Here is a 25807-nt window from a genome sequence, read left to right on the forward strand (position 1 = left end):
CAAATCCAAACTAAAGAACATTCGTAAATCCAATTTGATGTTTTTTTTTTAAATGAATTATTCTATTTAAATTCAGCACTTTATCGCTATTGTTATGCATTGCATTCTTTTGGATTTACGAATGTTTACCAAAAGATTTAAATGTGAAATACTCAGAAATTTTCAGGCAGAAAATGGAAATCGCCCGTTATGGGCAGTCTACCATCAAATCGTATACGGCAGCTTTGGCTGTTTTTTTTAAAGAGAACAACCAATTCCCGATCACCGAGATTAATGAACAAATTATTGAAAGTTATCTCGGCAAAATTATTCGCGAAAAAAACATCTCGGCCGCATATCAAAAACAACTTATTGGCAGTTTAAAGTTGTTTTATAAAATGGTTTTCAGCAGGGTGTTGCAAATTGATCATTTGTTTCCCAAACGTACCGCACACACCTTGCCAAAATACCTCAACAAGGAGGAGGTTAAAAGAATATTATCGGCGGTTACCAATTTAAAACATAAGGCAATTTTAAGCACCTTATATGGTTGTGGCCTTCGCTTAAGCGAATTGATTAACCTGAAAATTGAGGATGTGGATTCAAAAAACGAAGTGATTACAATCAGGCAGGCAAAAGGGAAAAAAGACCGGCAAGTGATGCTGCCAAAATCTTTGCTTCCGCTGCTTAGCGAATATTTTAAAATCCATTTGCCTAAAATTTATTTGTTCGAGGGGCAATCGCAAGTACAATATTCGCCCAGAAGTGTGCAAAGTATATTGCAACAGGCTGCGGGTTTGGCTAATCTAAATAAAGTTGTTTCGCCACACATGTTAAGGCATAGCTTTGCCACTCATTTATTAGAAAACGGAACGGATATCCGTTATATTCAGAAACTTTTGGGGCATAACAGCTTAACCACCACACAAATTTATACGCATGTTACCGATGTAGCCAAAAGTAAAGTTTTAAGTCCTTTAGATTTTTAGGAATTAATATTTTCTTTTACGCCATGGCCATAGTGCATATCGGATGAGCCTGGATTTACAATTTTTGGCATGGATGGTTTCCACGGGTTTTCAGCTTTCCTTAAGATATTGCTTCCCCTTGTGTTGAAATACCGAAGGATGAATAACCATTCGTGTGGGTTTGCATTTCATCATCCATGGCCATCGGGCTTCCCGGAATTAAATACAACCGGTGGCAATTTTACCTTTTTCGAACGGGTTTTGTTCGGCTTCGCTGATTTTTATGACGATGCATGGGCATCTTTTTTCCATCCAATTTATCAAAATATCAGGCATAAAAAAAGCATCCTTTGATCAGAAGGATGCTTTAAATTTTTAAGAAGATACCCTAAAAACTATTTCGCTAAACCAGCTAAAACAGCATTGTTTTTAGCCAATTGATCGTTTTTAGGTTGTGCAGAGCGACTTCCTAATTCGATGTTAGTTGCTCTTTTTAAAAATGCTACCTCTTGGTGCGCTGTATTTTTATTTCTTCTGTCTTTTCTTTTTAATCTGGTAACTGCCATGGTAATAACCTTTTAATTATTTTATTTGTACAAATGGAGGTCGAGAGCGGATTCGAACCGCTGTAGAAGGTTTTGCAGACCTCTGCCTAGCCACTCGGCCACTCGACCTTGAAATTCAAGGTTGCAAAAATAGCAATTATTAATTAGTGCGCAAATAATATCTCAATTATTATCTGCTTAATTTTTAACTCTCACTAATTCAGCGCAAAAAATCGCCGCACTCACCGCAACGTTTAACGATTCTGCTTCGCCAAATCTGGGAATAGTTACGGGTTTATCTATCTTTTTAATTACTTCTTCCGAAATTCCTTGTCCCTCATTCCCTAAAATAATCAATCCTTCCTTACCCCAGCTGGTTTCGTAAATTGATTCACCATCAAGCAGGGCGCCAAAAACAGGTAAACTGTTTCTTTCTAAAAAAGAGGTTAGATTTTCATAATGTATTGCTACTCTCGCCAGTGAACCCATTGTGGCCTGCACCGTTTTAGGGTTAAAAGCTTCAACAGTATCTTCCGAACAAATGATGTTTTTGAACCCGAACCAGTCAGCCGTACGGATAATGGTACCCAAATTACCTGGGTCCTGAACACCATCAAGCACTAAGGTAAACTGATTTTTCAAAACATTTTCGTTAATTTTTTCGGTTTTTGGAAGATGTACCACGGCCAGGAAACCTTGCGGCGTTTGTAAAGTACTAATCTTGCCTAACTCAACGTTGTTTACTTCAAATAAGTTTATATTTGCAGGCAATTTGGGTAACAAATTGGATTGCTCGCTGTTGTGAAATATGCTATGGATTTTATAATTTGATTGAAAAAATTCTTTGATGGATTTTATACCTTCAACCAGAAATAAGCCATGCGCTTTACGATATTTTTTTTGATGTAATGACTTTATAAAACTAATCTGAGACTTTGAAAGCATACCAATACTTAATAAATATTAAACTGAAAAGCACTGCAATATTACTATTTATTATTGTTTTAATTCAGGGCTGTTCTTCTACAAAATATATTCCCGACTATCAGGCCATTGTGAAGAAGGTAACCATTGATAGTGTTGATACAGAATTTGAAGAGCAGGCTTACAATTACGTTCAGAAAGATATTCGCCCGCCATCGGCCTTTAGTATCAATGTGCCACTTTATAATTTATTCAATACCAAAGATGGAAGGTATAAAACCAGCAACATAAAACCTTTCGGTACACCACCGGCAATTTTAGATAGTGCGTTGGTAGAAATTTCCCGCAATCAGATTCAGAAGTTTTTAACCGGCAAAGGCTATTTTGATGCAAAGGTTACTGCCGATATTACGGTGGCAAATAAAAAAGCACAGATTGATTTCGTAGCCACGCAGGGCAAGGTATCGAATGTGGGTAAACTTACCGATTCTATTTTCAGCCAAAGTGTAAAAAGAGTGTACGATAGTACAAAAAACACTTTTACCCGTTTGCATCCGGGCATGCGGTATGATGTAGACTCGTTAACATACGAAAGGGAGCAAATTTACAGGGTGATGAAAGAGAACGGCTATTTTTACTTCCTACGCCCATATGTGAATTTCGATGTTATTGAAACAGCACAGCCGCAAAAAGTAGATTTGAGGTTAAACATTACTAATCCGCCTTCGGGGCCTCATAAACAATACAATATCGGTACTACCTACATGATTATTGCCCCAAGTCCGGATGGTTTTCCCGATTCGCTGCGCAACTACGTAAGCAGAGATACTACCCGAGGTGTATCATTTACTGATCTGTCAAAAAGATATAGGCGAAATCCAATTCTTCGTTACGATTTTTTAAAGCAAGGAGAGCTTTATGATATTAGAAACGAAAACCTGACTTATGATCGCCTTTATGAATTGAATGTGTTTAAAAACGTTAAAATTGATTACTTCAACCGAGACAGCACGGGCAACAAAATTAATCCGATCATTTTACTTACCCCGCAAAAGGTAATGAGCAATAGGGTAGAAGGTGAGGTGCCTTTTAACGGCGGTACCATTGGTTTCAACTTAAGTAATACCTATACCAACAACAACTTATTTAGGGGTGCAGAGCGTTTTGAATTGCAGCTAAAGGGCGGTTTGCAATCGAGAATTGGGAACAACGCTAAACCGTTTAGGGATATTTATCAACGGGATTTTTCAATCAGTGCAAGTATATCAGTGCCAAGATTATTAATTCCGTTTTACAAACCAATTTTAGGTGGAAATGGGATGCCGCACACCACTTTCTCTTCGAGTTATATCTATGCGCTGCAAAAGGATGTATCCGTGCGCCGGGTGTTCATTAACTCAGTTACTTATGATTGGTTTGAAACGAAATCAAAAGTTCATTCATTTACCCCGCTGAATTTTGAATATCGTTTAGGAACTTTAGAAGATGGGGTAGATTCTGCTACCGTTTCAAATAACTTGTATTATGCCACGCTGTTAGATCGCAAAGACTTAACATTAGGCATGAAATACAGTTATACGTTAAATGCTGATAAACTTAACCAGCTGAGAACTTTTGTTTATTTAAGAGCAAATATTGATATCGCCGGGAACCTGTTGCAGGGCATATCAAAAATTGGCGGTTCAAAAAGCGATCCGGCAGCGGATAATCCCGCCAGAATATTGGGCTTACCCTTTAATCAATATGTAAGACCAGAGCTGGATTTAAGATGGTACAAGCATTTAGGTGGTGAAAGACAGTTTATTGCCCGTTTAAATACAGGTGTGGCCTATTCGTATGGAAATTCAATTCGTACCGGCATTCCTTTCGAGAAGCAGTTTTTTGCAGGTGGATCTAATGGATTGCGTGCCTGGCAAGCCCGAACAGTGGGCCCGGGTAACTATAATAGAGAAGTTATACGTACCGATGCCTTGCGGAAAGCTTTTTTTGGATTAGATCAGTTAGGTACAATGCGATTGGAAACCAACTTTGAATACCGTTTTACGCTGGCAAAAAAGTTTTTTGGCGCAACTTTAAAAGGAGCAGCGTTTGTAGATGCCGGAAACATTTGGAATGTGCGTATGGGCGAATCAATCAGCCAGCAAGTGTCTGAATTAGATGAATTAACGGTATTTAAGCTTAGCAAGTTGGCCAGTCAGGTTGCTGTGGGCACAGGCTTTGGCTTGCGTTATGATGTTCAGTACTTTGTTTTCCGATTTGATGTTGGTTTAAAATTAAAAGATCCGCAGTTTTCTGGCGATGAACAATGGGTAATCAGCAAATTATTTTCTGGCGGAAGAGACTTTAAAAATCAATATAACGCAACCCACGCTCCAGATACTTATCGGTTTGTTCAGTATAATTTTGGTATCGGAATGCCTTTCTAAGTTTAAAAAAGCGATAAGGGCTGAGGTTTTTCATCTGGCGATTTGAACAAAATCTGCTTAAACGGATGCCATTTCTTGCCATCATGTTTATACACTGAAAATCCATTTACGGTAAATGAACGTTTGAACTTTCGGTCTTTAAATGCGGCAATAATTGCCCTGCATACCTGCGGTTGCACATCCCTAAAAGCAAGTGTCAGGTGTGGTGTAAATTTAGGCCGGTTGCTTTCCATCAAACCCAGCGGTTTAAGTTCTTTATCAATTTGCAACTTCAAATTCATAATGCCTTCATTTTGCATCGCATTAAGATAAAAGGTATGTTCCGGAAACGACCCAAAATTCATTAAGGTCTGGTCGAATGGGTTTAAATAAGCTGCTTCTTCGAGTGCCTTGAAAAATTTTTCTTCCTGTGTTTTTGAGTTTAATTTTACCGGTTCGTATAGTGTGATGTGTACGGGGCGCTTGAGTGACTGGTGAACGTTAAATTTCTCGGATATAAACTTCCTGATTTCATCAATCTCTGCTATGAGATCAGCTGGAGGTATTAAACAAACTAAAAACAAATTTTCCATTTCTAAAATTACTAAAATATTTAGTAAGCAGCGACTGTGTTTCGAAATAAAACTCGCTTTAATCACAACATTTCAATAAATTGATGCCACAAAAAAATGGCCGGACATAAAAAAACCGATGGCGAAAGCCATCGGTTTTAAATTATATTGAAAATTTATTTACTCAAAATATTCCTTCATTCTTTCGAAGAAGCTCTTATCGTTTTTACCGGGTTGAGGTTTAAAGTTAGGAGATTCACGTAGTTTCTCTAAGGCGTCACGTTCATCGCTGCTTAAAGCTTTAGGTGTCCAGATGTTGATGTGAATAATTTCATCACCTCTGTGATAAGAATTTACTTCAGGTAAACCTTTTCCTTTTAAACGAAGTAATTTTCCGCTTTGTGTTCCCGGTTCGATTTTGATTTTAGCTTTACCATCAATGGTTGGTACTTCAATGCTCATGCCTAAGGCCGCATCAACAAAACTCAAATGCAAATCATATACGATGTTATTTCCTTCGCGTTTTAAAGTTTCATGTGGCGTTTCTTCAATTAAAATAATTAAATCGCCTGGTATACCACCGTTTGGTGCTGCATTTCCTTTTCCACTCATGCTTAACTGCATGCCTTCGCTTACACCAGCAGGAATGTTAATGGTAATGGTTTCTTCTCCACGAACTACACCATCGCCATGGCAAACATTACATTTTGCTGTAATTTGTTGTCCGCTACCGTTACAGGTAGGGCAGGTAGATGCAGTTTGCATTTGCCCTAAAATGGTATTGGTTACCCTGCGCACCTGTCCGCTGCCACCGCAGGTACCACAAGTACTTACTGATGATTTATCTTTAGCGCCAGAACCATCGCAGGTTTTACAAACAATTAGTTTATTAACCTTAATTTTTTTCTCTGCACCGTGGGCAATTTCTTCGAGTGTTAACTTAACTTTGATGCGTAAGTTAGAGCCTTTAGCCACACGGCGTCCGCCACGTTGCTGGCCGCCGCCGCCACCTCCGCCAAAAAAGCTTTCGAAAGGGTTATGACCGCCAAAAATATCTCCAAAGTTGCTGAAGATATCATCCATGTTCATATTGCCGCCGCCGTAGCCGCCAGAAGCACTGCTGCCAACACCGGCATGCCCAAACTGATCGTAGCGTTGTTTTTTCTCGGGGCTGCTTAATACCTCGTAAGCCTCAGCCGCTTCTTTAAATTTATCTTCCGCTGCTTTATCTCCAGGGTTTTTATCCGGATGGTACTTAATTGCCATCTTGCGATAAGCTTTTTTAATCTCATCAGCAGCAGAACCCTTGCTAACGCCCAATACGTCGTAATAATCTCTTTTACTCATCTTCTTTATAAAATGATTGAATTTTGAATGTGTGGATGATCGAATGATTTATACATTCTCTAATTCAATATTCAAAATTCAATAATTAATTTACGCTCCAACTACAACTTTAGCAAAGCGAATTACATTATCATTTAATGTATAGCCTTTTTCTACCTCATCAATAACTTTTCCCTTCAAATCATCGCTAGGCGCCGGGATGTTAGTAATGGCTTCATGGAAATCAGTATCAAATGGCTGATTAATGCTTTCTACATCCTTCAAACCTTTTTGAGCAAGGGTATTTTTCAGTTTGGTACTCACCAAAAGAATACCTTCTTTAACAGGAGCCACATCAGCTGCGGTTTCCATTGCTTTTAAAGCACGATCAAAGTCATCTAAAACAGGTAGTAAGGAAACGATTACATCTTTACCCGCAGTTTGCAGTAACTCTACGCGTTCTTTTTGGGTACGGCGTTTATAGTTATCAAACTCAGCATATAATCTTAAATATTTATCATTAAGCTGTTGAACTTCTGTTTGTAATTTTTCTTCAGCAGATAACTCAGGAGCTTGTTCGGTCTCATTTGCAGCTGCATCAGTATTCTCTACATTTTCAGCAGCGTTGTCTGATGTATTTTCAGGATTCATTATATTTTCTTCTTTATCGTTGTTTTTCTTCTTATTAAACATAATACTAGGCTGAATTTTTTTGTGTTAATCTCAACTATGTTGCCATAAACGGAAATCAGCCAAGCTGGCAGATTTATTTCAAGTTATCTGAACAGATTGACAGCAGTAAGGTGACTGATGATTTACGATTAACGAATTTGGCAGTGGGTGATGTAGGTGTAAATGCTATCGATTTACGATTTTAGGTTGTAAAAATCTAAAATCGTAAATCGATAATCTCAAATCCCTTAAGCTATTTGTGCGCCTTCAAGCACTGCGCCATTTTCACATTTAATGATGCGTGAAGGGAAAGTGCGGATGATATGATAATCATGCGTAGCCATTAATACTGCGGTACCTGCCTGGCTAATTTGCTTTAATAAGGTAACAATTTCCTCTGAGGTTTCCGGGTCTAAGTTTCCGGTAGGCTCATCTGCCAGAATAATTTCCGGATCGTTTAACAGCGCCCTTGCAATTACGATACGCTGCTGCTCGCCACCAGAAATTTCATGAGGCATTTTCTTGATTTTTGAGCGTAAACCAACTTTATCCAAAACATCTTTAATCCGCTCGTTGATTAGTTTTTGGTCGTTCCAGCCTGTTGCTTTCAATACAAACTCGAGGTTTTTCTCAATGGTTCTGTCAGTTAATAACTGGAAATCTTGAAATACCACACCCAATTTGCGGCGTAAAAACGGTACCTGACTTTCTTTCAGGTTTTTTAAATCGAAACCTGCGATATTGCCTTCTCCATTACCAATATGTAAATCGCCGTATAAAATTTTCAATAAGCTACTTTTTCCCGAACCTGTCTGACCGATTAAAAAGATAAATTCGTCTCTTTCGATGTGTAAATTTACGTTTGAAAGTACTAAGTGTTTTTGTTGAAATACATCAACATTGCTTAAATGAATTACTGCGTGTCCTGCCATTTTATATTTCTAATTTCGCTATCTGCCCAAAAGGCAAATCTTTAACCATTTCCATAATGTAATCCTGTTTATCACCCAAGCCCAGTTTTTCCAGAGATTTGTCAGGCCTGTCAACCCGAAAATAAGCCAAAAGTGTGAATTTTTCATCTCTCAACTGTACGTAATCTGGAATTTTGGCGATGCCTTTAACTTTAACGATATACATTGTGTCCAAAAATAGCTATTTATGCTGAAAGCTGAAAGGCAAAAGATGAAAGCCTATAATTGATTCAAAAATGCAACGGTATTTACGTTGTCGGCATAATCCCAAAGTTTCGGGTGTTGGCTTTGTCCAAATTCAAAACTGTTTAGGTCAAGCTTTGCTTTGCTTACAATACACTGTATGTTTTCTGCCTGAAGTTGTAATTTTTCGTTTAAAAGCTGAAGGTTTTCATACTCCTCGTAAAAAAGAACAGCCAGGGGAGATGTTAAATGCTCATCTTCTTTAAGTAGTAAAAAACCGTTATCAAAATGTTTTGCTGCATTTACCAGATAGATCGATTTATTATAATCGTAGTTGTTATTGTATTTGAAATGATTGATAATTGGCTGGAAAGGTGCTATTCCTTCGTAAAAATTGGCAATATCATATCCTTTCGGGAAGTATAATTTTGAAACGTTTCTACAGCCTAAACCGAAATAATCAAAAATATCATGTCCTAAATTTTCAATATCTACTTTTGTTTCTGTTCCATCCAAAACGGCAATGCTATTCCTATTCTTTCTGATGATATTCGGTACTTTACTGAAATAATAATCAAAATATCTGGATGAATTGTTGGTTCCGGTAGCAATTACAGCATCAAAATCCTTCAGCCTTTCAACATATTCTATTTTTTCTGAAAATGCCGGTTCTATATTTATCAGCTCTGCGATTACGGCTTTGATCAATTGATCGTCTGATGACGAAAGTTTGATTAACGCTATATTTCCGGTTGCCAAAACACAAAGTACATCGTGGAAACCAACCATCGGAATGTTGCCTGCCAAAATTAAACCGACTTTTTTTGCTGATGAAGTAAATTCGATATTTTTAAACCAATGATCAATATCTTCACTGTTTAACATCTCAGAGAAAGACAGCATTGATTTTTTTATGTTATCTTCCGTAAACCAGGCATTACCACTTTGTGCGCTGTAAATCGCATTTCCTAGTATATCAGTAGGGTTGCTAAGCTTAACGCCTAATACCTTAAAGGCATTTATTGCTTTTTCCTGAGTTAATGCTGACATATTTAGAATTATTATTAATTGATTATATCTTATATTTGCAGCGCAAAGGTAAACTAAGCAAAAGAATTAGACGAAGACATGGCGATTAAAATAACAGATGAGTGTATAAATTGTGGGGCCTGCGAACCTGAATGCCCTAACAACGCAATTTACGATGCCGGAACTGCATGGCGTTTTTCTGACGGAACAAATTTAGAGGGCGTTATCGATTTTGGTAACCAACAAATAGAGGCTGATGCTACTCAAGAGGCAGTTTCTGACGAAGTATATTACATCGTTTCAGATAAATGTACAGAGTGTAAAGGCTTTCATGATGAACCTCAATGTGCGGCAGTTTGCCCGGTAGATTGTTGCGTAGATGACGAAGACATTCGTGAAACTGAAGAGGAATTATTAGCTAAAAAAGCCTGGTTGCACCAGGAAGGATAACTTATTAAGTTACAAGTTGTAGGTTAAGCGTTAAAAGACTAAAAAAATTATACGTAAAAAGGTTCTAATGAAAATTAGAACCTTTTTTGTTTGCCTATTTTACTGCCTGGTAAATAATCTGTTTAAACTTATTGGCTATTTCACCATGCGAAAATGGCCACTGCTGAACATAAATTTGAGCTACAATTTTCTTTTTTGGGTCGACCCAATAATTAGAGCCAAAAAATCCTCCCCAACTATAGGAACCAACACTTTGCCCGAATTTTTTACTTCCTTTTTCGGTAACTACTTCAAAACCTAAACCAAAGGTATTATCTGTGAATGGAATTTTTCCAATTTGATTCGTGGTCATCATCGCTACACTTTTTTCAGATAGAATACGTTTTCCGTTATAAGTTCCACCGTTTAACAGCATTTGTAAAAAGATGCCATAATCTTTTGAAGTAGAAACTAATCCGGCGCCACCAGCAAAATATCCATTGTTATTGATGGGATAATTTATGGTTACACCCGGAAATGCACCATCTTTCCAGGGCTTAATAAGTTTCGATTTTGGATCTTCGGTGTACACCGTTGCTAACCGATTTTGTTTTGCTTTCGGCAATGCAAAATAGGTATCGTTCATACCCAATGGCTGGAAAATTCGCTGTTTGAAAAAGTCGTTCAAAGTTAAACCCGATGTTACTTCTACAAGTCTGCCCAAAACGTCGATACTTAAGCTGTACTGCCATCTTTCGCCCGGCTGGGTAGCCAAAGGCAGTTTGCCTAATTTATTTATTTCTGTTTCCAATAATTTTTTATGTGGCACAAAACCCGCTTCAATACCTGCCTTTTCGTAAATCGCATTCATATCGGGCGAACCGATTTGCGCATAACCTAAACCCGAGGTATGAGTCAATAATTCGCGGATGGTAACCTCATGGTTTGCAGGTTTAGTGGTGTAGCTGGAATCTGCAGGATTAAACTGATCCAATACCTTCGGGTTTTTGAACGCCGGAATGTATTTAGAAATCGGATCATCCAGTTGAAATTTTCCCTCATCAAATAAAATCATCACTGCAACGCAGGTTACCGCCTTTGTTTGCGATGCAATTCTTAAAATATCATTTGTTTTAAAGGGCCTGTTTAAATTATTCCCAAAAGCTTTATTATACACTGTTTTTCCATCTACAGCCACGTTTGCAGTAATGCCTTTTATCCAACCTTTTGCAAGGTATTGCCTGAATAAATTATCAATTTTTGCTAACTCAACAGCTGAAACTTGCGTCGCTTTCGTTTGCGCAAATAGAAAGTGGGAATGAATTGATATAACAAATAGGAGCGAGGCATAGATTATTTTTTTCATCTATAAACAGATTTATAAATCAATTTCACTTTTGTTTGGAATAATTAACACCGGACAAGCTGATTTTCGGGCCACGTGTTCGGCAACACTTCCCATTAAAAAGTGATATAAACCGGTTCTTCCATAAGTACCAATCACGATTAAATCAGAACCCCACTCATCAGATTGTTGTATAATTCCATGTGCTGCGGTGTCAACAACGCTCAGGTAGGTTGTTTTTGTTCCGTTGCCAAATTTCATTTCCATTTCCTTGAGCAGGATATGACTGTTTTCTTCACTATTGTCGTAAGTTTCTAAAAACACCGGAGCCAGGGTTAAATCTGGATTTACATTCGCTGGCACGGGCTCAATTATATTCACCAATGCCACTTCAGCTCCAAATTTCTCAGCCATGTCGTAACCAGCTTTTGCCGCTTTCTCTGAACAGGTACTGTTATCAACAGCAATTAATATTTTTTTAAAATTCATAACGAGCAGATTTAAATGTGAACATCATAAAAATAACAATTTTGAAGGCAAAATGTTAGGCAATGAATGGAATTTGTTAGTTTTACTAAATCTTTTACATACATATCTAAATGGAAAATCAATACGGTATTTGCAGAATAGCAGTAGCACCTTTAAGGGCTGAACCATCAGATCGGGCAGAAATTGTTTCGCAATTATTATTTGGTGAACACGTGGAAATTGTAAGTAAAAATGACCGATGGTGGCTGGTGAGAAATGGCTACGACGGTTATGAAGGTTGGATGGATTTCCGACAGCTTGCTGCTATTTCTCAGGCACAATTTATCGAAATGCATGATCAAAAATTACTGGCTCCCTTAAGTTTTAACAACGTGCTCACAGCTGAGGATGGCAGCGTTTATCATTTAAGTCCGGCGAGTAACCTGCCCTATGTGGCAGACGGATATTGTTTTGCCGGTGCTGAGAAATTTAAGTTGGGTTTCGATCCATACGATAAAACGACAGCAGATTTCAAATCAGATATTGAATCGACAGCAAAATTTTTCCAAAACACGCCTTACCTGTGGGGTGGAAGGCATTTGTTTGGCTTAGATTGTTCAGGCTTTGTTCAAACTGTTTTTAAAATGCTGAATATTAAACTGAACAGAGATGCCTCGCAACAGGCCGAACAGGGTGAATTGGTAGGTTTTTTATCGGAAGTTAAACCTGGCGACGTTGCTTTTTTTGATAATGCAGAAGGTAAAATTACCCACGTAGGCATTATGTTAAGCCCCAATGAAATTATCCATTCATCGGCAAAGGTTAAAATAGACCCGATTGATGATCAGGGGATTTTTAATAGAGAGCTGGGTATTTACAGCCATAAATTGAGGATAATTAAACGTTTTGTGGAATAACGGCGGGAAACCCTTTATCAGGTTATACTTAAGGCAAATTCCTTATTGAAGTTAAAAAAAGGTAACTACTGTGTCTATGATTAAACCCATATGGATTTATCAAGCAAAATTTTCTGTAGAAACCAGAGCGAATCGCTCATCATTTTCACATCTTATGGCTTTTGCCATTTCATTAGCATTACGTACAAATTTTAGCTCAAGGATTTTAAGGTAACAATCAAAAAATAATTGAATGCTATCGGATGTAAATGCTTGTTTAGCGAATAATAAAAGCAATCAGATTTTTAGGTCCAAAATAAGATATTTGGATATCCTCCTTATGTTTTGTGGAAACTCAATCCTTAAAACATCCTCCTATAAATTAATTGCTTATGAAATTACGCTTACTTATTTTGTTCCTGGCTTGCGCCGTTAATGTTCTCGCTCAAAATAAACTTTCTAGAAGTAAACAGACCAGTGTGGCTACGTTTGTTTATAAAATTACCGATGCTGAAGTTTTAAGCGTGCTGAAAGATAAAAAGGTCAACGAAAATTTTTATCACAGTTTAATCAGTTCAGATTATTACCGGGAATATAAAAAAAAGGATTTACCCTTTGGCAACTATCTGTTTGTAAATGCAAGTGGAGGTTTTTTAAATTCATCTCTTGAATCTGAGAATAATGTATCATTGCAGTTCATCAATAATCAGAAAGATTTTCAGTTCTATATCTTAGATCTGAAAGGCAATCTGGTCTCAAACGCAGGTGTAGAAGTTGATGGTAAAAAAGTTACCAGATATGATGAAAAAGCTAAATTATATAGAAGCGCTTACGGGAAAGAAAAAGGCAGATTAAAAGAGGATGGCATTATTAAAGTAGTGCACGAAGGCGTAAGCAATTTTTTTAAGTACGATGTTGATGACAATAATTACTATGGCGATGATCGGGAGGACTGGTCTTTTTTTAAAAAGATCGCTTACTCTTTTCCTGTAAAATATTTTTGGCAACCTTTTAAAACCATATTTAAAAAGAAAAATCGTGTTAAACCATTGTACGCAGGTTATATGGTTTTTAGCAAACCAATTTACAAGCCATTAGACACGGTAAAGTTTAAAGCGTTTGTAATTAATGCCAAAGGTGGAAACCTAAAAAACAGGCCAGCGAAAGTTATGTTGGAAGTGGATGGCGCAAGTAAGCATTTAGCAACCATAAAGCCCTATAAGAATGGAGGTTACGAATACAGCTTTGTGCTTGCAGATAGTTTAAACTTAAAGCTTGATCGGAATTATGAGGTGAATTTGGAAGAAAAATCTAAAAAGACAAAAAAAGCATTTCGAATTAGTAATAATTTCCGTTACGAAGATTATGAATTAAAATCGCTTGATTTTGCACTTCGAACCGATAGAAACGAGCAAACAAAAGACAGTTTAATTACCGTTTATTTTAAAGCAACCGATGAAAACGAACTTGCCGTGCCAGATGGCAGGGTTGAAATCACGTTAACCACCAACCACGTAAATTATTACACAGATAAAAAAGTTTTTGTGCCCGATACCCTTTGGCAAAAGAATATCACTTTAGACCCTATAGGTGAAACAAAGCTCGTTTTACCCGCAGATATTTTCCCAAGAGCCAGCCTCAATTTTAACCTGGAAGCCAAGTTTCTAAATAGCAATAACGAAGTAAGGACAGCTTCAAAATCTTTAACCTATACGGATTGGAAGAATAAAAAAAATAATGTTAAAGCAGTTGAAATCAAGCATGAATTTAGAAAAGACAGTTTGGCGATTTCTTATTTGGTAAACAATAAAAGCGAAACACAGTTGGCTAAAATGATAAGTTATACCGCGGATGATGTAGTGATCAGTTCGCAAAACATCACCTTGCCATACCTTACAAAAATTGACTATCGAGCAGAATATATCGAGATTGAAACTGCAAAAGATACCGCTACAATTGATATCACAAAACTAAACCCTGAATTGCAAATTAACGCCATGCAAAATAAAGACAGTTTACGTGTGGTGGTTATAAATGAGCATAAAGTGCCTTTCTGGTATACTATTTTTGCAGATAACAAAGTGTTTTTGAGAGGTTATACAAATCAGTTAGACACTTTAATTAAGAATGATAGTCGCAAAGCTAGTCATATCCGCATCAACTATTTCTGGGATGGAGATGAGGAAAACAGCGAAGTGAGTGCTTTTTATAATCCTTACCAACTCAACTTAAAACTGGTGGCGCCCGATATGGTTTATCCTGGGCAAAAAGTTAATATGCTGGTGCAGGTCACGGATATTAACCATAAGCCAGTTCCTGAAACGGATGTTACGGCACAAGCATTTACTTCAAAATTTAAAGACGTTCCTAATGTGAGGTTACCTTATTTGGGTCGAAAATATTCTATCCGAAAGATTAATAATGTGAAAGTAGAGGCCGATGAAGCTTATGGGAGTGTTAGCGCAAAGTTAGACCAACTTACCTGGACAAAATGGAGCAAGAGTTTAGGGCTGGATACCATAGAATACTTCAGGTTTATGCATCCCCAGCCAATTTATACCGTAATAGAAACTACTAATGATACCACCACACAAGTAGCACCTTTCGTGGTTTTAGATGGTGCCATTCTACCTGCCAACATTGTTTACATTGATAATACACCTGTGTTCTTTAATCAGGCACAACAATTACAGCGTTATTCTTTCGTAGTAAAACCAGGTATCCATCAATTTAAAATACGCACAGCGGATAAATTAATAACAGTTAGTTACAATATCACCGCTGGTAAGAAAAACATTTTAAGCATTTTGGCCGATACCACGAATAAGCTGGTAACTGTGAGTAAACCGACAATACTTACTGAGGCGGAAAGCGAGGAATTGGACAGGTACATGATTAAGGTAGTCAATAATTTCAGCCTGCAAAAAGCAACTGTTTCTGCTGTTACTTCAAATACCCGTTTATTAATCAACCCCAATAACCGAACCGAAAAAGAACTTTTAGTTGGGCCAATTAGGGAAAATCTATTGAATTTTGACAACGAGAAGTGGCATCAAAACTTTACTAAAGAAGCTGGTTACACTTACACATTCGAGCCAGGTTTAATCAAGCAGAAATCAAATGCTACAAAATATGCATTCAATACAAAGTTATCTGCTTATTCAGGAAATGGAAATACAAACATCGCCAATGAGTATGCTCTAAAGAAAAATGAAATTGATAAAATTTGGTTAGATTTTATGGATTTGAGGAGTCGCACCACGCAGCTGTTGGATATTGATTACCTGGGTTTAAAATCTACAGGTAAATTGAGGTACGATATTGACACCGCTTTTATCAATCATCTTCCATACATCAAAAATGTCATCGCTTTTAAACCTAACCAAGCCAATTTTTTACGCATTTACAAAGGCGACATCAATACCGATGTTTACGAAAGTGGTGCTTATAAATTAATGTTTTTGTTGAAAGACAACCGTTATTTTATCGCAGATAGCATCGTAGTGAAAGCAAACGGCGCAAACTATTACAAATGGAGCAGTTTTAAAATATCAGAAGCTGATGTATTTAGCCAGAAATTAGATAGTATGATTAAGGCTGTACCAAGTGTTGGTCGCCAGCCTATTTCAGAAAAGCAACAGGAATTTTTTAACACCTACAGGTTCGATAAAAATGAATTGAAAAACAAGGTTCATGGAAGAATTTTATCAAGCTTAACCAATAAACCTGTTGCAGGTATTGTTGTACAGGTTGTAGGTTTGGATGAAAAGACCATAAGCGATGCTAAGGGCTTATTTAGTCTTAAAACACCTGAAAAAGGATTGTTAAAAATATCTGCCAGAAGGTTTTATGACCAGGTTGTAAATATTTTAAGTGGCTCAGTTGGAGATATTTTGCTCGATACAATTGATAATAATTTGAAAGGTGTGGAAGTGGTAGGTTATGGCGCCGTAAGAAAACAAAATATGACTGCGAGTTCTACAATGTCGATCCACTCCAATGAACTGGATTATGCATTGCAAGGCAGATCTGCGGGCTTAGCACTTGAGGATGTTTCAGTAATCTCCCTAAGAGGTTCATCAACACTATCTGCCAACAAAAAACCCTTAATTATTTTAGATGGAGTTCCTTTTGATGGTGATATTAGTAGTTTGAATAAGGATTTAGTAAAAGATGTAACCATATTAAAAGATGCCAGTGCCACAGCAATTTATGGTGCGCAGGCCGTTAACGGAGTAATTATCGTAAAAAGCAAAGCAGGTAATTTAGCCACCAATGTTGCCGGGGAAGTGGCTGCACAACAGCAAACCATACGCACAAATTTTAATGATGAAGGCTTTTGGCAACCTAAATTAATTACCGATGAAAACGGTGTGGCTAAGTTCACCGTGAAATTTCCGGATGATATTACCAGGTGGACCACCCGGGTAATGGCGATGAACGGCAATAAACAAACTGGTTATACCGAAGGAAGCATTAAATCTTTTAAATCGCTGAGTGCCAATTTTGTTTCGCCACTTTTTGCCGTAGTTGGCGATAGCATGAATGTGATTGGAAAACTGATGAATTACTCGCCATTGGAAGAAACTGGCATTCGTAAGTTTTCTTACAACGGAAAAGCGCTCAGGAATGGAACAGTAATGTTTAAAAACTCATTAATAGATACCCTTGGAATTTCGGTTACATCGAAAGACAGTTTGAACTTTGAATATACCTTAACGCAAGATAACGGCTATTTTGATGGCGAGCGCAGAAAAATTCCGGTATTTGAAGCTGGCGTGAAAGAAACTAAAGGCTATTTCTCCGCTTTGCTAAGAGATACTACTGTTCATTACGCATTTGATGAAAACTTGGGTAAAATAACGCTTAGGGCAGAGGCATCGATATTTCCAACTTTGTTGGATGAGATGACAAAACTTCGCAATTACGAGTACTTGTGCAACGAACAACTGGCTTCTAAACTGAAATCGCTGTTGCTCGAGAAAAAAGTTCGCAAATATCTGGACCAGCAATTTACCCACGAAAAGGATATCGCTTTCATCCTTAAAAAACTACAGCAAAACAGAAAACCACAAGGCACCTGGGGTTGGTGGCAAAACAGCGAAGAACAAATGTGGATCAGTTTACATGTTGTGGAAGCCTTATTGCAGGCAGAAAAAGAAGGTTATACGATCGATTTAAACAAAGCAGTTTTACAGCGTTATCTTGTTAATAAATTAACCGATGAACCCAATTATAACGATATACAAGTAATTAAACTTTTGCATTTAATTGATGGCAAAAATTACATTAAAGATTGGGTGCTGGCATTCGAAGAAAAGGAAAAGAAACGTGATGAGGGTTTATCGCCAGCGGTTTTAGCTTTGAAACAGAGAGAAACCAAGCTTTCTACTTTCGCTACATTAGAAATGATGGAGTTGAGACAAATGGTAGGTTTGAAAATAGATTTAAGCCTTTTAGCCAAACTTAAAAAGCAAACCATGTTTGGTAGCATTTATTGGGGAGAGGAAAGCATTCGTTTTTGGGATAACAGCATTCAGAATACGCTAATGGCTTACAGAATTTTGAAAAACGCTGGTGGCCATGAAAACGAATTACAAAAGATTGCCATGTACTTTTTAGAACAACGTAAAGATGGGCAGTGGAGAAACACCTACGAGTCTGCATTAATTTTAGAAACTATTTTGCCCGCTTTCATTACTACAAATGAGAAAAGAGAACCTGTCTCCCTTAAAGTTAACAGTCAGGTGATTACTCAATTTCCATTTGATACGATAATTGATAGTCCGACTGATTTAAAGGTGGAAAAGAAGGGTAATTCGGCGGTTTATTTTACGGCATACCAGCAATTTCAAAATGTCAATCCTCAAAAGGTAGAAAAGGATTTTATAGTACGTACCTCACTTTTACAAAAAGGAAATGCTTTAAATACGCTTAAAGCTGGTACGTTGGCTACCTTAAAAGTAGAAGTTGATGTAAAGGCTGATGCAGATTATGTGATGATTGAAATTCCGATCCCGGCTGGTTGCAGTTACGAAAACAAAGTGCAGAATTTTTGGGGTGTAGAAACCCACCGAGAGTATTTTAAAAACAAAACATCTATTTTCTGCACCAAATTAAAACAAGGCAAATACACTTTTACCATTGATTTAATGCCTCGATATAGTGGAAACTATGTGTTAAATCCTGCGAAAGCAGAAATGATGTATTTTCCTGTTTTTTATGGTAGAGAGGGGATGAAAAAGGTAGGGATCAATTAAGATATGGTTATTCTTTATTCCGTCATTGCGAGGTACGAAGCAATCTCTTTTGAATTGTTTCAAACCTCGCAATGATTATAATCGGAGATTAACTCTCCATCTCCCAAATCATCACCTGCCTGTCATCTCCAGTAGAAATCAGGTATTTTCCATCTTTGCTCCAAATGATTTTATTGATAGAATGTGTGTGCCCAATTCCAGCCTTCTCCAGACTTAAAATTTTGTATAGTTTAAAGTTTTCTGCATCCCAGATTTTGATGCTTTTATCCTGACTGCTTGTTGCAAAATAGGGTAGGGTTGGATGAAAAGCAATATCGTAAACGGTAAACATGTGCGCAGGGATAGTTTGCAGCAGTTCATAATTCGGCAAATTCCATATTTTTAATTGCGCATCTCGGCTACCGGAAATTAAATATTTTCCTTCGGGATGATACGCGAGAGAAGTTACGGGTAAAGTGTGACTGTCTAGATTTTGCTTGATGCTATAATCTGAAAGGTTGTAGATTTTAATTAAATGGTCTTTACAACCGAATGCAATTTCAGTTTCATCGGGAGAAATGGCAATTGCCCGAACCGTATCATAAGCCGCCTGAAAGCGATAAATTTCGGTAAAACCGTTCAGTGACCAAACTGCTACAGTTCCATCTTCGCCTGTGGTAATCAGCTCATTTTTACTTTTAACCGTCTGAATATTGAAAATGGGTTTGGTATGTGCATTAATTCTGGCGACTACTTTTTCCTCTTGGAAATCGTAAACACTAAAAGCTCCGCTTCTTTCGCCAACAAAAAGTTGCTTGTTGTAGTAATGCAAATAATAAACAGAGCTCTGCACAGGCATTTTAACCTTTACAAAAGCCATCGTTTCCAACGACCATTCTACAACGCCTTTATCATTTCCAGCGCTAAAAAACGTATTATCATTATTTGAATTAGCTAAAGCGTAAACAGGGTTTTGATGACCAGAAAGGGTTTTGAGGTGTTTTAGCATTTTTAAAACGTTGGAAGGTTGAAAGGTTGGAAAGGATTTGCAAATCGCATTCTCTCAACCTTAAGCCTTTAAACTTTATTTATGTCTACTTTCTAATTTCTTAGCAATGTCTTTAATAGATAATCCTTTCTCCTTTAATAAAAACGTTAAGTGAAAAAGCAAATCCGCTGCTTCGCCTATTAACTCTTCTTCGCTTTCAGCAAGTGCAGCAATTACGGTTTCTACACCTTCTTCACCAACTTTCTGCGCAATTTTATTTAAACCTTTATTGCGCATTTTATTGATATAAGAACCCTCAACAGGGTTTTCATATCTATCGGTAATGATATTTTCCAACTGAAAAATAAAGTTTTGATTATACTCTGTTTTAAAACAGCTGCGGCTGCCGGTATGGCAAGTTGGTCCGACAGGATTTGCTTTAATCAGTATGGTGTCGTTGTCACAATCAATGTGAATAGATTTCACAAAAAGAAAATTACCACTTTCTTCGCCCTTGGTCCATAAACGGTTTTTAGAACGAGAATAGAAAGTTACTTTGCCTTCAGCTTGTGTTTTTTCTAATGCTTCTGCGTTCATGTACCCCAACATTAAAACCTCTAATGTTTGTTCATCTTGGATTACTACAGGAACCAAACCATCACTTTTATTAAAATCTATATTCATTGTTTTTATTTGATTTCGTCATTGCAAATACAATTAAGCTCTTTAATAATGCAACTCATCTGGCCAATTCGTCACCCTGAATTCATTTCAGGGTCTATCAATTTGAAAAAGATGCTGAAATAAATTCAGCATGACGACCGACTTATTTATCATTTAAGTATGTCGTGTCTCGCAATGAAGAGTGTATGTTATGGACTCACGACTTAATACTCGCGACTCCGAACTTAATTTATATCCTAACAGGAATGCCTTTGCTTCTCAATTCTTGCTTTAAATCAGGTATCAGAATTTCGCCGTAATGAAATACGGATGCTGCAAGTGCTGCATCAACATTTGCTTTCTGGAAAACCTCTGTAAAATGTTCCATACTACCTGCACCACCTGAAGCAATGATTGGGATGTTAATCATTTGATTTACTTTGTTTAGCAAACCACAGTCGAAACCCGCCTTAGTACCGTCATGGTCCATTGAAGTGAGGAGAATTTCTCCTGCACCGAAATCTTCTGCTTGTTTAATCCAAGTTTCGGTTTCCAGTTCGGTAATTAATCTGCCACCGTTTAAGTGAACCCTATTTTTGCCATCCACAAATTTAGTATCGACGGCTAAAACCACAAATTGTACCCCAAAGGCCTTGGCTAACCCTTCAATGAGTTTAGGATTACGAACAGCCGCCGAATTGATGCTGATTTTATCTGCGCCAGCGTTTAATAATGCTTCTGCATCGGCAAGCTCGGTAATGCCACCACCTATGGTAAATGGAATATTAAGCTGGCGGGCTACCGATTTAACCATCTCAATCATCGTTTTACGACGTTCGTGAGTTGCGGTAATGTCTAAAAATACCAGCTCATCTGCACCTTGTTGCGCATATTGTGCCGCTAATTCAACCGGATCGCCAGCGTCGCGTAAATCAACAAAGTTTACACCTTTTACGGTGCGACCGTCTTTTACGTCAAGGCAGGGGATTATTCTTTTGCTCAAACCCCCTCCGCCCCCTAAAGGGGGAACTGCGAATTGCTCAGCCTGCATGGCTTCCTTTATTTTTTCCAAAACTTTGTTTAAGTTTTTATAAATTTCTTCGTTTTTGAATCTGATAACCTTTATTTCAAAAGCTTCAATTGCAGCCTGCCTTTGTAAATCATTTTCTAAAACCTCTTTTACATTGTGAATACTGCCATCTAATTCGATGATTAGTTTCTTCTCATGGCAATAGAAATCAGCGATGAAAAATGATATAGGATGTTGCCGTCTGAATTTAACTCCTAACTTCTTTTCATTTATTTGCTCCCAAAGTAAGCGCTCAGCATCAGTTAACCTATTTTTTAATGCTTTTGCATTTTCAAAAATAATATTCGATGCACCATAAAATATTTTTGGTTGGTTAACCCTCAAAAAATCAAAATCATCATCAAGAATATAAGTCATTTAATTATTCTTTTCCACCTTGCTATTAACTCCCCCTTTAGGGGGCTTGGGGGTTATATCGAACTTAACATCTTCAAATTCCACTCTTTAATCTGCTCAATGGTAATTCTATCTTCGTAAATCGCTTTTCCAACCACCACACTTCTAATCGGGTATTTTGCTAACTCATAAATGTCATCCATTGAGCTTACACCGCCTGATGCAATCAACTTAATCATCGGAGAATGCTCCAATAGTTTTTTGTACAATTCAACAGCTGCACCCCCCAATTTCCCGTCCTTACTTATATCGGTGCACAAGAAACGAAAGAAACCAAGTGCCAGGCATTTATCCACGTAGTCCATTAATTTAATTGGCGAACTTTCCATCCAACCCGAATATTTTATCACTTCATCTAAAACATCAATGGCAATAACTATACGGTTTGCGTAATTATCTTTTTTTGCGAAAGCCTCACTTAATTGTTGTAAAAAATCTGGATTGGTAATCGCCTGTGTACCCACAATCACCCGGTGAATTCCGGCATCAAGTAGGTTCGTTACCTGCTCAATCGTACGGATTCCGCCGCCGTACTGCACTTTCATTTCAGTTTTCTTTATGATTTCGAACAGTGATTTCTGATTGCTAAAATCGCCTTTTGCGCCGTTCAAATCAATAATATGAATGAAATCTGTTCCGTTTGAACGGTATTTTTCTATCATATCCGCAATAGAAACATCGTACTCAGTTTTTTGGTTGTAATCACCTTCACGCAGGCGAACCACTTTTCCATCCAAAATATCAATAGCAGGAATAATGTACATTTCTCGAGTTATAAGTTAAAGGTTGAAAGTTAAATTTCAACCCAGGTTTGAAAAATTCTTTAATATCTGTTCGCCAGCTTTGCCCGATTTTTCGGGATGGAACTGAACGCCGTAAAAGTTGTCTTTTTGTACTGCTGCCGAGAATTTTAATCCATAATTGGCAGAAGCGATGTCAAAAGTAGGGTTATATTCAATAAAGTACGAATGAACGAAGTAAAATTGTGCATTATCTTCAACACCCTTAAATAACGAATTGTTTTTATGTTCAACCGCATTCCATCCCATGTGTGGGATTTTGATATTCAGCGACTTATCGAATTTTTTAGTTTTTACCGGAACGATATCCAACAATGCCGCATCGCCCTCTTCCGAATGTTCTGTAATCAATTGCATGCCCACACAAATACCTAAAACAGGTTTTTCTAATGCTTTTATTGCTCCAATTAATCCGGTATGCTTTAGTTTTTCCATTGCCGCACCTGCATGGCCAACCCCGGGTATAATAATATGCGTGTATTTTTCCAAGTCGCTTTGGGTATTCACCATGCCATATTGCAGGTTTAAACGTTCCAACGCAGCGGTTAAAGAGAAAATATTGCCAGCTCCGTAATTTACTATTCCAATCATATTTTTTTGATTAAAGAGGATGGAACAAGCAATAAAGACTATAGGTCTTTGTTCTTTGCTCATTAATCCTTGTTCTTTATTTACAAAAGCCCTTTCGTACTCGGCAAAACCATTTTTTCTGCATCACGCTTTATTGCCATTTTAATTGCTTTCGCAAAAGCTTTAAATATAGCTTCAATTTTGTGATGTTCGTTATCGCCTTCGGCTTTAATGTTCAAATTGCACTTTGCAGCATCGCTAAACGATTTAAAGAAGTGGTAAAACATCTCTGTAGGCATGTCGCCAACTTTTTCGCGTTTGAATTCAGCATCCCAAACAATCCAGTTTCTGCCGCCAAAATCTATAGCCACCTGTGCCAAACAATCATCCATTGGCAAACAAAAGCCATAACGTTCAATGCCGAGTTTATTTCCTAATCCTTTTGCAAAAGCTTCGCCAAGCGCTATTCCTGTATCTTCAATGGTGTGGTGTTCATCAATATGTAAATCGCCTTTAGCAATAACATCCAAATCTACACTTCCATGTCTGGCAATTTGGTCAAGCATGTGGTCGAAAAAGTTTAAGCCCGTTTCAATTTTAGCTTTTCCAGTACCATCTAAATCCAAATTAATGGTAATGTCGGTTTCATTTGTCTTACGCACATGGTTAATTTTTCTACTTCCGGCTTTTAACAGATTGTAAATATCTTCCCATTTCTGCGTTTCCAGGATGATGATATCCAACAAAGTTTCATGTTTGTCTAAAGCCTCGGTAGAACCCAATGCATCATTCTGACGAAGAAAAATTGCTTTTGCTCCCAAATTTTTTGCCAACACTACGTCGTTTAATCTGTCGCCAATAACGTACGAATTTTTCAAATCGTAGTCTTCGCTAAAATATTTTGTCAATAATGCGGTGCCAGGTTTGCGGGTAGGGGCATTGTCTTTGGCAAAAGTTCTGTCGATAACAATTTCACTAAAGTTTACACCTTCACCTGCAAAAGTATCCAGCATGAAATTGTGAATCGGCCAAAAATTTTCTTCAGGATTTGATAATGTGCCCAATCCATCCTGATTCGTAACCATCACCAATTCGTAATCCATTTCGCTTGCAATCTTCGAAAGGTAATAAAGCGAACGAGGATAAAACTTCAGCTTTGCAAAACTGTCTACCTGTTCATCATCTGGTTCAATGTTTAACGTTCCGTCTCTATCTATAAATAATACCTTTTTCATCTTTTAAAAATTTTTCAGAATGGTTAACAGTTTATCATTTTCCTCTTTAGTGCCAACGGTAATTCTCAAACAACCCTCGCACAAAATAACTTTCGAGCGGTCGCGAACGATGATTCCTTCATCAACTAAACTATCATAAATTTTAGTCGCGTCCGTTACTTCCGCTAAGATAAAATTCGCATCCGACGGATAAACTTTTGTTACAATATTTAGTGCATTTAATTCGATTGAAAGTCGCTGTCTCTCGGCAACAGATTCCCTGATCCAATCGTTCACTTGAGCGATGTTTTTTATTGCTTCGAAAGCTAAATCCTGAGTCGCCTGATTGATGTTGTAAGGTGGCTTAATTTTGTTCAAAACATCGATCACTTTTCGCGAAGAAAATGCCATTCCCAAACGCAAAGCTGCAAGCCCCCAAGCCTTCGAAAAAGTTTGCAAAACAACGAGGTTTCCGTACTCGGTTAACTCCTGAATAAATGTCTTTTGACGAGCATAATTGATGTACGCTTCATCCACTACAACGATACCTTTAAAGTTGGTCAAAATCGTTTCAATATCTTCGCGATTTATCGAATTTCCTGTCGGATTATTTGGTGAGCAAATGAAAATTATTTTCGTGTTTTTATCAATCGTTTCTGCGATTTTTTCAAGATCTAACTGGAAGTTCGGAAGCAAGCTTACTTTGCGAATTTCCACATCATTGATATTAGCAGAAACTTCATACATTCCATAGGTGGGTGGCAATACAATAACATTGTCTTTTCCAGGGTTACAGAAAGCACGGTACAATAGATCAATTGCTTCATCGCTACCGTTTCCTAAGAAAGTGTTTTCAATCGGCACACCTTTAATTTTGCTTATGGCGTCCTTTAAATCCAATTGCAAAGGATCCGGATATCGGTTATAGTTTGCAGGTAGGGGAGAGCCGTAGCTGTTTTCATTCGCATCTAAAAATACCGATGCCTGACCTTTAAACTCATCTCTGGCGGTAGAGTATGGTTTAAGGTTCTTTATATTTTCTCTAACTAAATCGTTAATGTCCATTTTTAGTGGTTGTTTAGGTTTTGGTTTTTTAGTTATTTGGTTTGTATCGAAACAACCATCAACCAAAAAA

22 protein-coding genes, 1 tRNA gene and 1 pseudogene are annotated in these 25807 nt (G+C 37.5%); 5 read left to right on the plus strand and 19 right to left on the minus strand.

Annotated features, from left to right (window positions below):
* Positions 1-143 precede the first annotated feature (143 nt).
* Positions 144-968 carry a site-specific tyrosine recombinase/integron integrase gene (gene xerA, locus R2Q70_RS08165; RefSeq protein ID WP_316807124.1) on the plus strand — a complete coding sequence of 275 codons (825 nt, stop codon included), beginning with the start codon at positions 144-146 and terminating at the stop codon, positions 966-968.
* Between the two features lie 374 nt (positions 969-1342).
* On the opposite strand, the gene R2Q70_RS08170 is transcribed toward xerA, so the two are convergent.
* The 3 genes from R2Q70_RS08170 to R2Q70_RS08180 form a co-directional block, all read right to left on the minus strand.
* Entirely contained in the window at positions 1343-1513 is a 171-nt protein-coding gene (locus tag R2Q70_RS08170; RefSeq protein WP_010602219.1) for a hypothetical protein, read from the minus strand.
* A gap of 34 nt (positions 1514-1547) precedes the next feature.
* Positions 1548-1621, minus strand: a tRNA-Cys gene (locus R2Q70_RS08175).
* 69 nt (positions 1622-1690) lie between these two features.
* Entirely contained in the window at positions 1691-2437 is a 747-nt protein-coding gene (locus tag R2Q70_RS08180) for an RNA methyltransferase (RefSeq protein WP_316807125.1), read from the minus strand.
* On the opposite strand from R2Q70_RS08180, the gene R2Q70_RS08185 reads away from it, so the two are divergent.
* Complete coding sequence (locus tag R2Q70_RS08185; protein WP_316807126.1) at positions 2428-4842, plus strand: BamA/TamA family outer membrane protein; 2415 nt, start codon at positions 2428-2430, stop codon at positions 4840-4842. The genes R2Q70_RS08180 and R2Q70_RS08185 overlap by 10 nt on opposite strands.
* A gap of 2 nt (positions 4843-4844) precedes the next feature.
* Here the strand turns inward: R2Q70_RS08185 and R2Q70_RS08190 are convergent, their stop codons facing one another.
* The 6 genes from R2Q70_RS08190 to R2Q70_RS08215 all read right to left on the minus strand — a co-directional run bounded on the left by R2Q70_RS08190 (position 4845) and on the right by R2Q70_RS08215 (position 9595).
* On the minus strand, positions 4845-5414 hold the full coding sequence (locus R2Q70_RS08190; RefSeq protein ID WP_316807127.1) for a 2'-5' RNA ligase family protein: 570 nt from the start codon (positions 5412-5414) through the stop codon (positions 4845-4847).
* A 159-nt stretch (positions 5415-5573) separates the two neighbouring features.
* A complete protein-coding gene (gene dnaJ, locus R2Q70_RS08195; RefSeq protein ID WP_316807128.1) occupies positions 5574-6740 on the minus strand; it encodes a molecular chaperone DnaJ in 1167 nt (388 codons plus the stop codon).
* Positions 6741-6830: 90 nt separating this feature from the next.
* On the minus strand, positions 6831-7412 hold the full coding sequence (locus R2Q70_RS08200; RefSeq protein WP_316807129.1) for a nucleotide exchange factor GrpE: 582 nt from the start codon (positions 7410-7412) through the stop codon (positions 6831-6833).
* A 227-nt stretch (positions 7413-7639) separates the two neighbouring features.
* The gene (locus R2Q70_RS08205; RefSeq protein WP_316807130.1) at positions 7640-8323 is read right to left on the minus strand and encodes a cell division ATP-binding protein FtsE; all 684 of its coding nucleotides are present in this window, start codon (positions 8321-8323) and stop codon (positions 7640-7642) included.
* 1 nt (position 8324) lies between these two features.
* Entirely contained in the window at positions 8325-8528 is a 204-nt protein-coding gene (locus R2Q70_RS08210; RefSeq protein WP_316807330.1) for a fructose-6-phosphate aldolase, read from the minus strand.
* A 53-nt stretch (positions 8529-8581) separates the two neighbouring features.
* Entirely contained in the window at positions 8582-9595 is a 1014-nt protein-coding gene (locus R2Q70_RS08215) for an acyl-CoA reductase (RefSeq protein ID WP_316807131.1), read from the minus strand.
* Positions 9596-9673: 78 nt separating this feature from the next.
* Here R2Q70_RS08215 and R2Q70_RS08220 point away from each other — a divergent pair, with 78 nt between their 5' ends.
* Positions 9674-10024 carry a 4Fe-4S dicluster domain-containing protein gene (locus R2Q70_RS08220; RefSeq protein ID WP_047797572.1) on the plus strand — a complete coding sequence of 117 codons (351 nt, stop codon included), beginning with the start codon at positions 9674-9676 and terminating at the stop codon, positions 10022-10024.
* A 94-nt stretch (positions 10025-10118) separates the two neighbouring features.
* On the opposite strand, the gene R2Q70_RS08225 is transcribed toward R2Q70_RS08220, so the two are convergent.
* Entirely contained in the window at positions 10119-11369 is a 1251-nt protein-coding gene (locus R2Q70_RS08225; RefSeq protein WP_316807132.1) for a serine hydrolase domain-containing protein, read from the minus strand.
* Positions 11370-11381: 12 nt separating this feature from the next.
* Positions 11382-11837 (minus strand): universal stress protein, encoded by a 456-nt coding sequence (locus tag R2Q70_RS08230; protein ID WP_316807133.1) that lies wholly within the window; start codon positions 11835-11837, stop codon positions 11382-11384.
* Between the two features lie 110 nt (positions 11838-11947).
* Here R2Q70_RS08230 and R2Q70_RS08235 point away from each other — a divergent pair, with 110 nt between their 5' ends.
* On the plus strand, positions 11948-12733 hold the full coding sequence (locus tag R2Q70_RS08235; RefSeq protein ID WP_316807134.1) for a C40 family peptidase: 786 nt from the start codon (positions 11948-11950) through the stop codon (positions 12731-12733).
* Positions 12734-13104: 371 nt separating this feature from the next.
* Positions 13105-18972, plus strand: a complete 5868-nt coding sequence (locus tag R2Q70_RS08240; RefSeq protein WP_316807135.1) for an alpha-2-macroglobulin family protein — start codon at positions 13105-13107, stop codon at positions 18970-18972.
* Positions 18973-19060: 88 nt separating this feature from the next.
* Here R2Q70_RS08240 and R2Q70_RS08245 read toward each other — a convergent pair whose 3' ends face one another.
* The 8 genes and pseudogenes from R2Q70_RS08245 to hisC form a co-directional block, all read right to left on the minus strand.
* Positions 19061-19960 carry a WD40 repeat domain-containing protein gene (locus tag R2Q70_RS08245; protein ID WP_316807136.1) on the minus strand — a complete coding sequence of 300 codons (900 nt, stop codon included), beginning with the start codon at positions 19958-19960 and terminating at the stop codon, positions 19061-19063.
* 75 nt (positions 19961-20035) lie between these two features.
* Positions 20036-20623, minus strand: coding sequence for a bifunctional phosphoribosyl-AMP cyclohydrolase/phosphoribosyl-ATP diphosphatase HisIE (gene hisIE / locus R2Q70_RS08250; RefSeq protein WP_316807137.1), 588 nt, complete (start codon positions 20621-20623; stop codon positions 20036-20038).
* 229 nt (positions 20624-20852) lie between these two features.
* Positions 20853-21653 (minus strand): imidazole glycerol phosphate synthase subunit HisF, encoded by an 801-nt coding sequence (gene hisF, locus R2Q70_RS08255; protein ID WP_316807331.1) that lies wholly within the window; start codon positions 21651-21653, stop codon positions 20853-20855.
* A gap of 9 nt (positions 21654-21662) precedes the next feature.
* A pseudogene (locus R2Q70_RS08260) lies at positions 21663-22049 on the minus strand (endonuclease domain-containing protein); the annotation flags it as partial.
* Between the two features lie 53 nt (positions 22050-22102).
* A complete protein-coding gene (gene hisA, locus R2Q70_RS08265; protein WP_316807138.1) occupies positions 22103-22852 on the minus strand; it encodes a 1-(5-phosphoribosyl)-5-[(5-phosphoribosylamino)methylideneamino]imidazole-4-carboxamide isomerase in 750 nt (249 codons plus the stop codon).
* 36 nt (positions 22853-22888) lie between these two features.
* Positions 22889-23479 (minus strand): imidazole glycerol phosphate synthase subunit HisH, encoded by a 591-nt coding sequence (gene hisH / locus R2Q70_RS08270; protein ID WP_316807139.1) that lies wholly within the window; start codon positions 23477-23479, stop codon positions 22889-22891.
* Between the two features lie 80 nt (positions 23480-23559).
* Positions 23560-24693 carry a bifunctional histidinol-phosphatase/imidazoleglycerol-phosphate dehydratase HisB gene (gene hisB, locus R2Q70_RS08275; protein ID WP_316807140.1) on the minus strand — a complete coding sequence of 378 codons (1134 nt, stop codon included), beginning with the start codon at positions 24691-24693 and terminating at the stop codon, positions 23560-23562.
* 3 nt (positions 24694-24696) lie between these two features.
* A complete protein-coding gene (gene hisC / locus R2Q70_RS08280; protein WP_316807141.1) occupies positions 24697-25737 on the minus strand; it encodes a histidinol-phosphate transaminase in 1041 nt (346 codons plus the stop codon).
* Positions 25738-25807 lie beyond the last annotated feature (70 nt).

Origin of the sequence: Pedobacter agri (assembly GCF_032678665.1) — a bacterium.
Classification (GTDB): Bacteria; Bacteroidota; Bacteroidia; order Sphingobacteriales; family Sphingobacteriaceae; genus Pedobacter; species Pedobacter agri_A.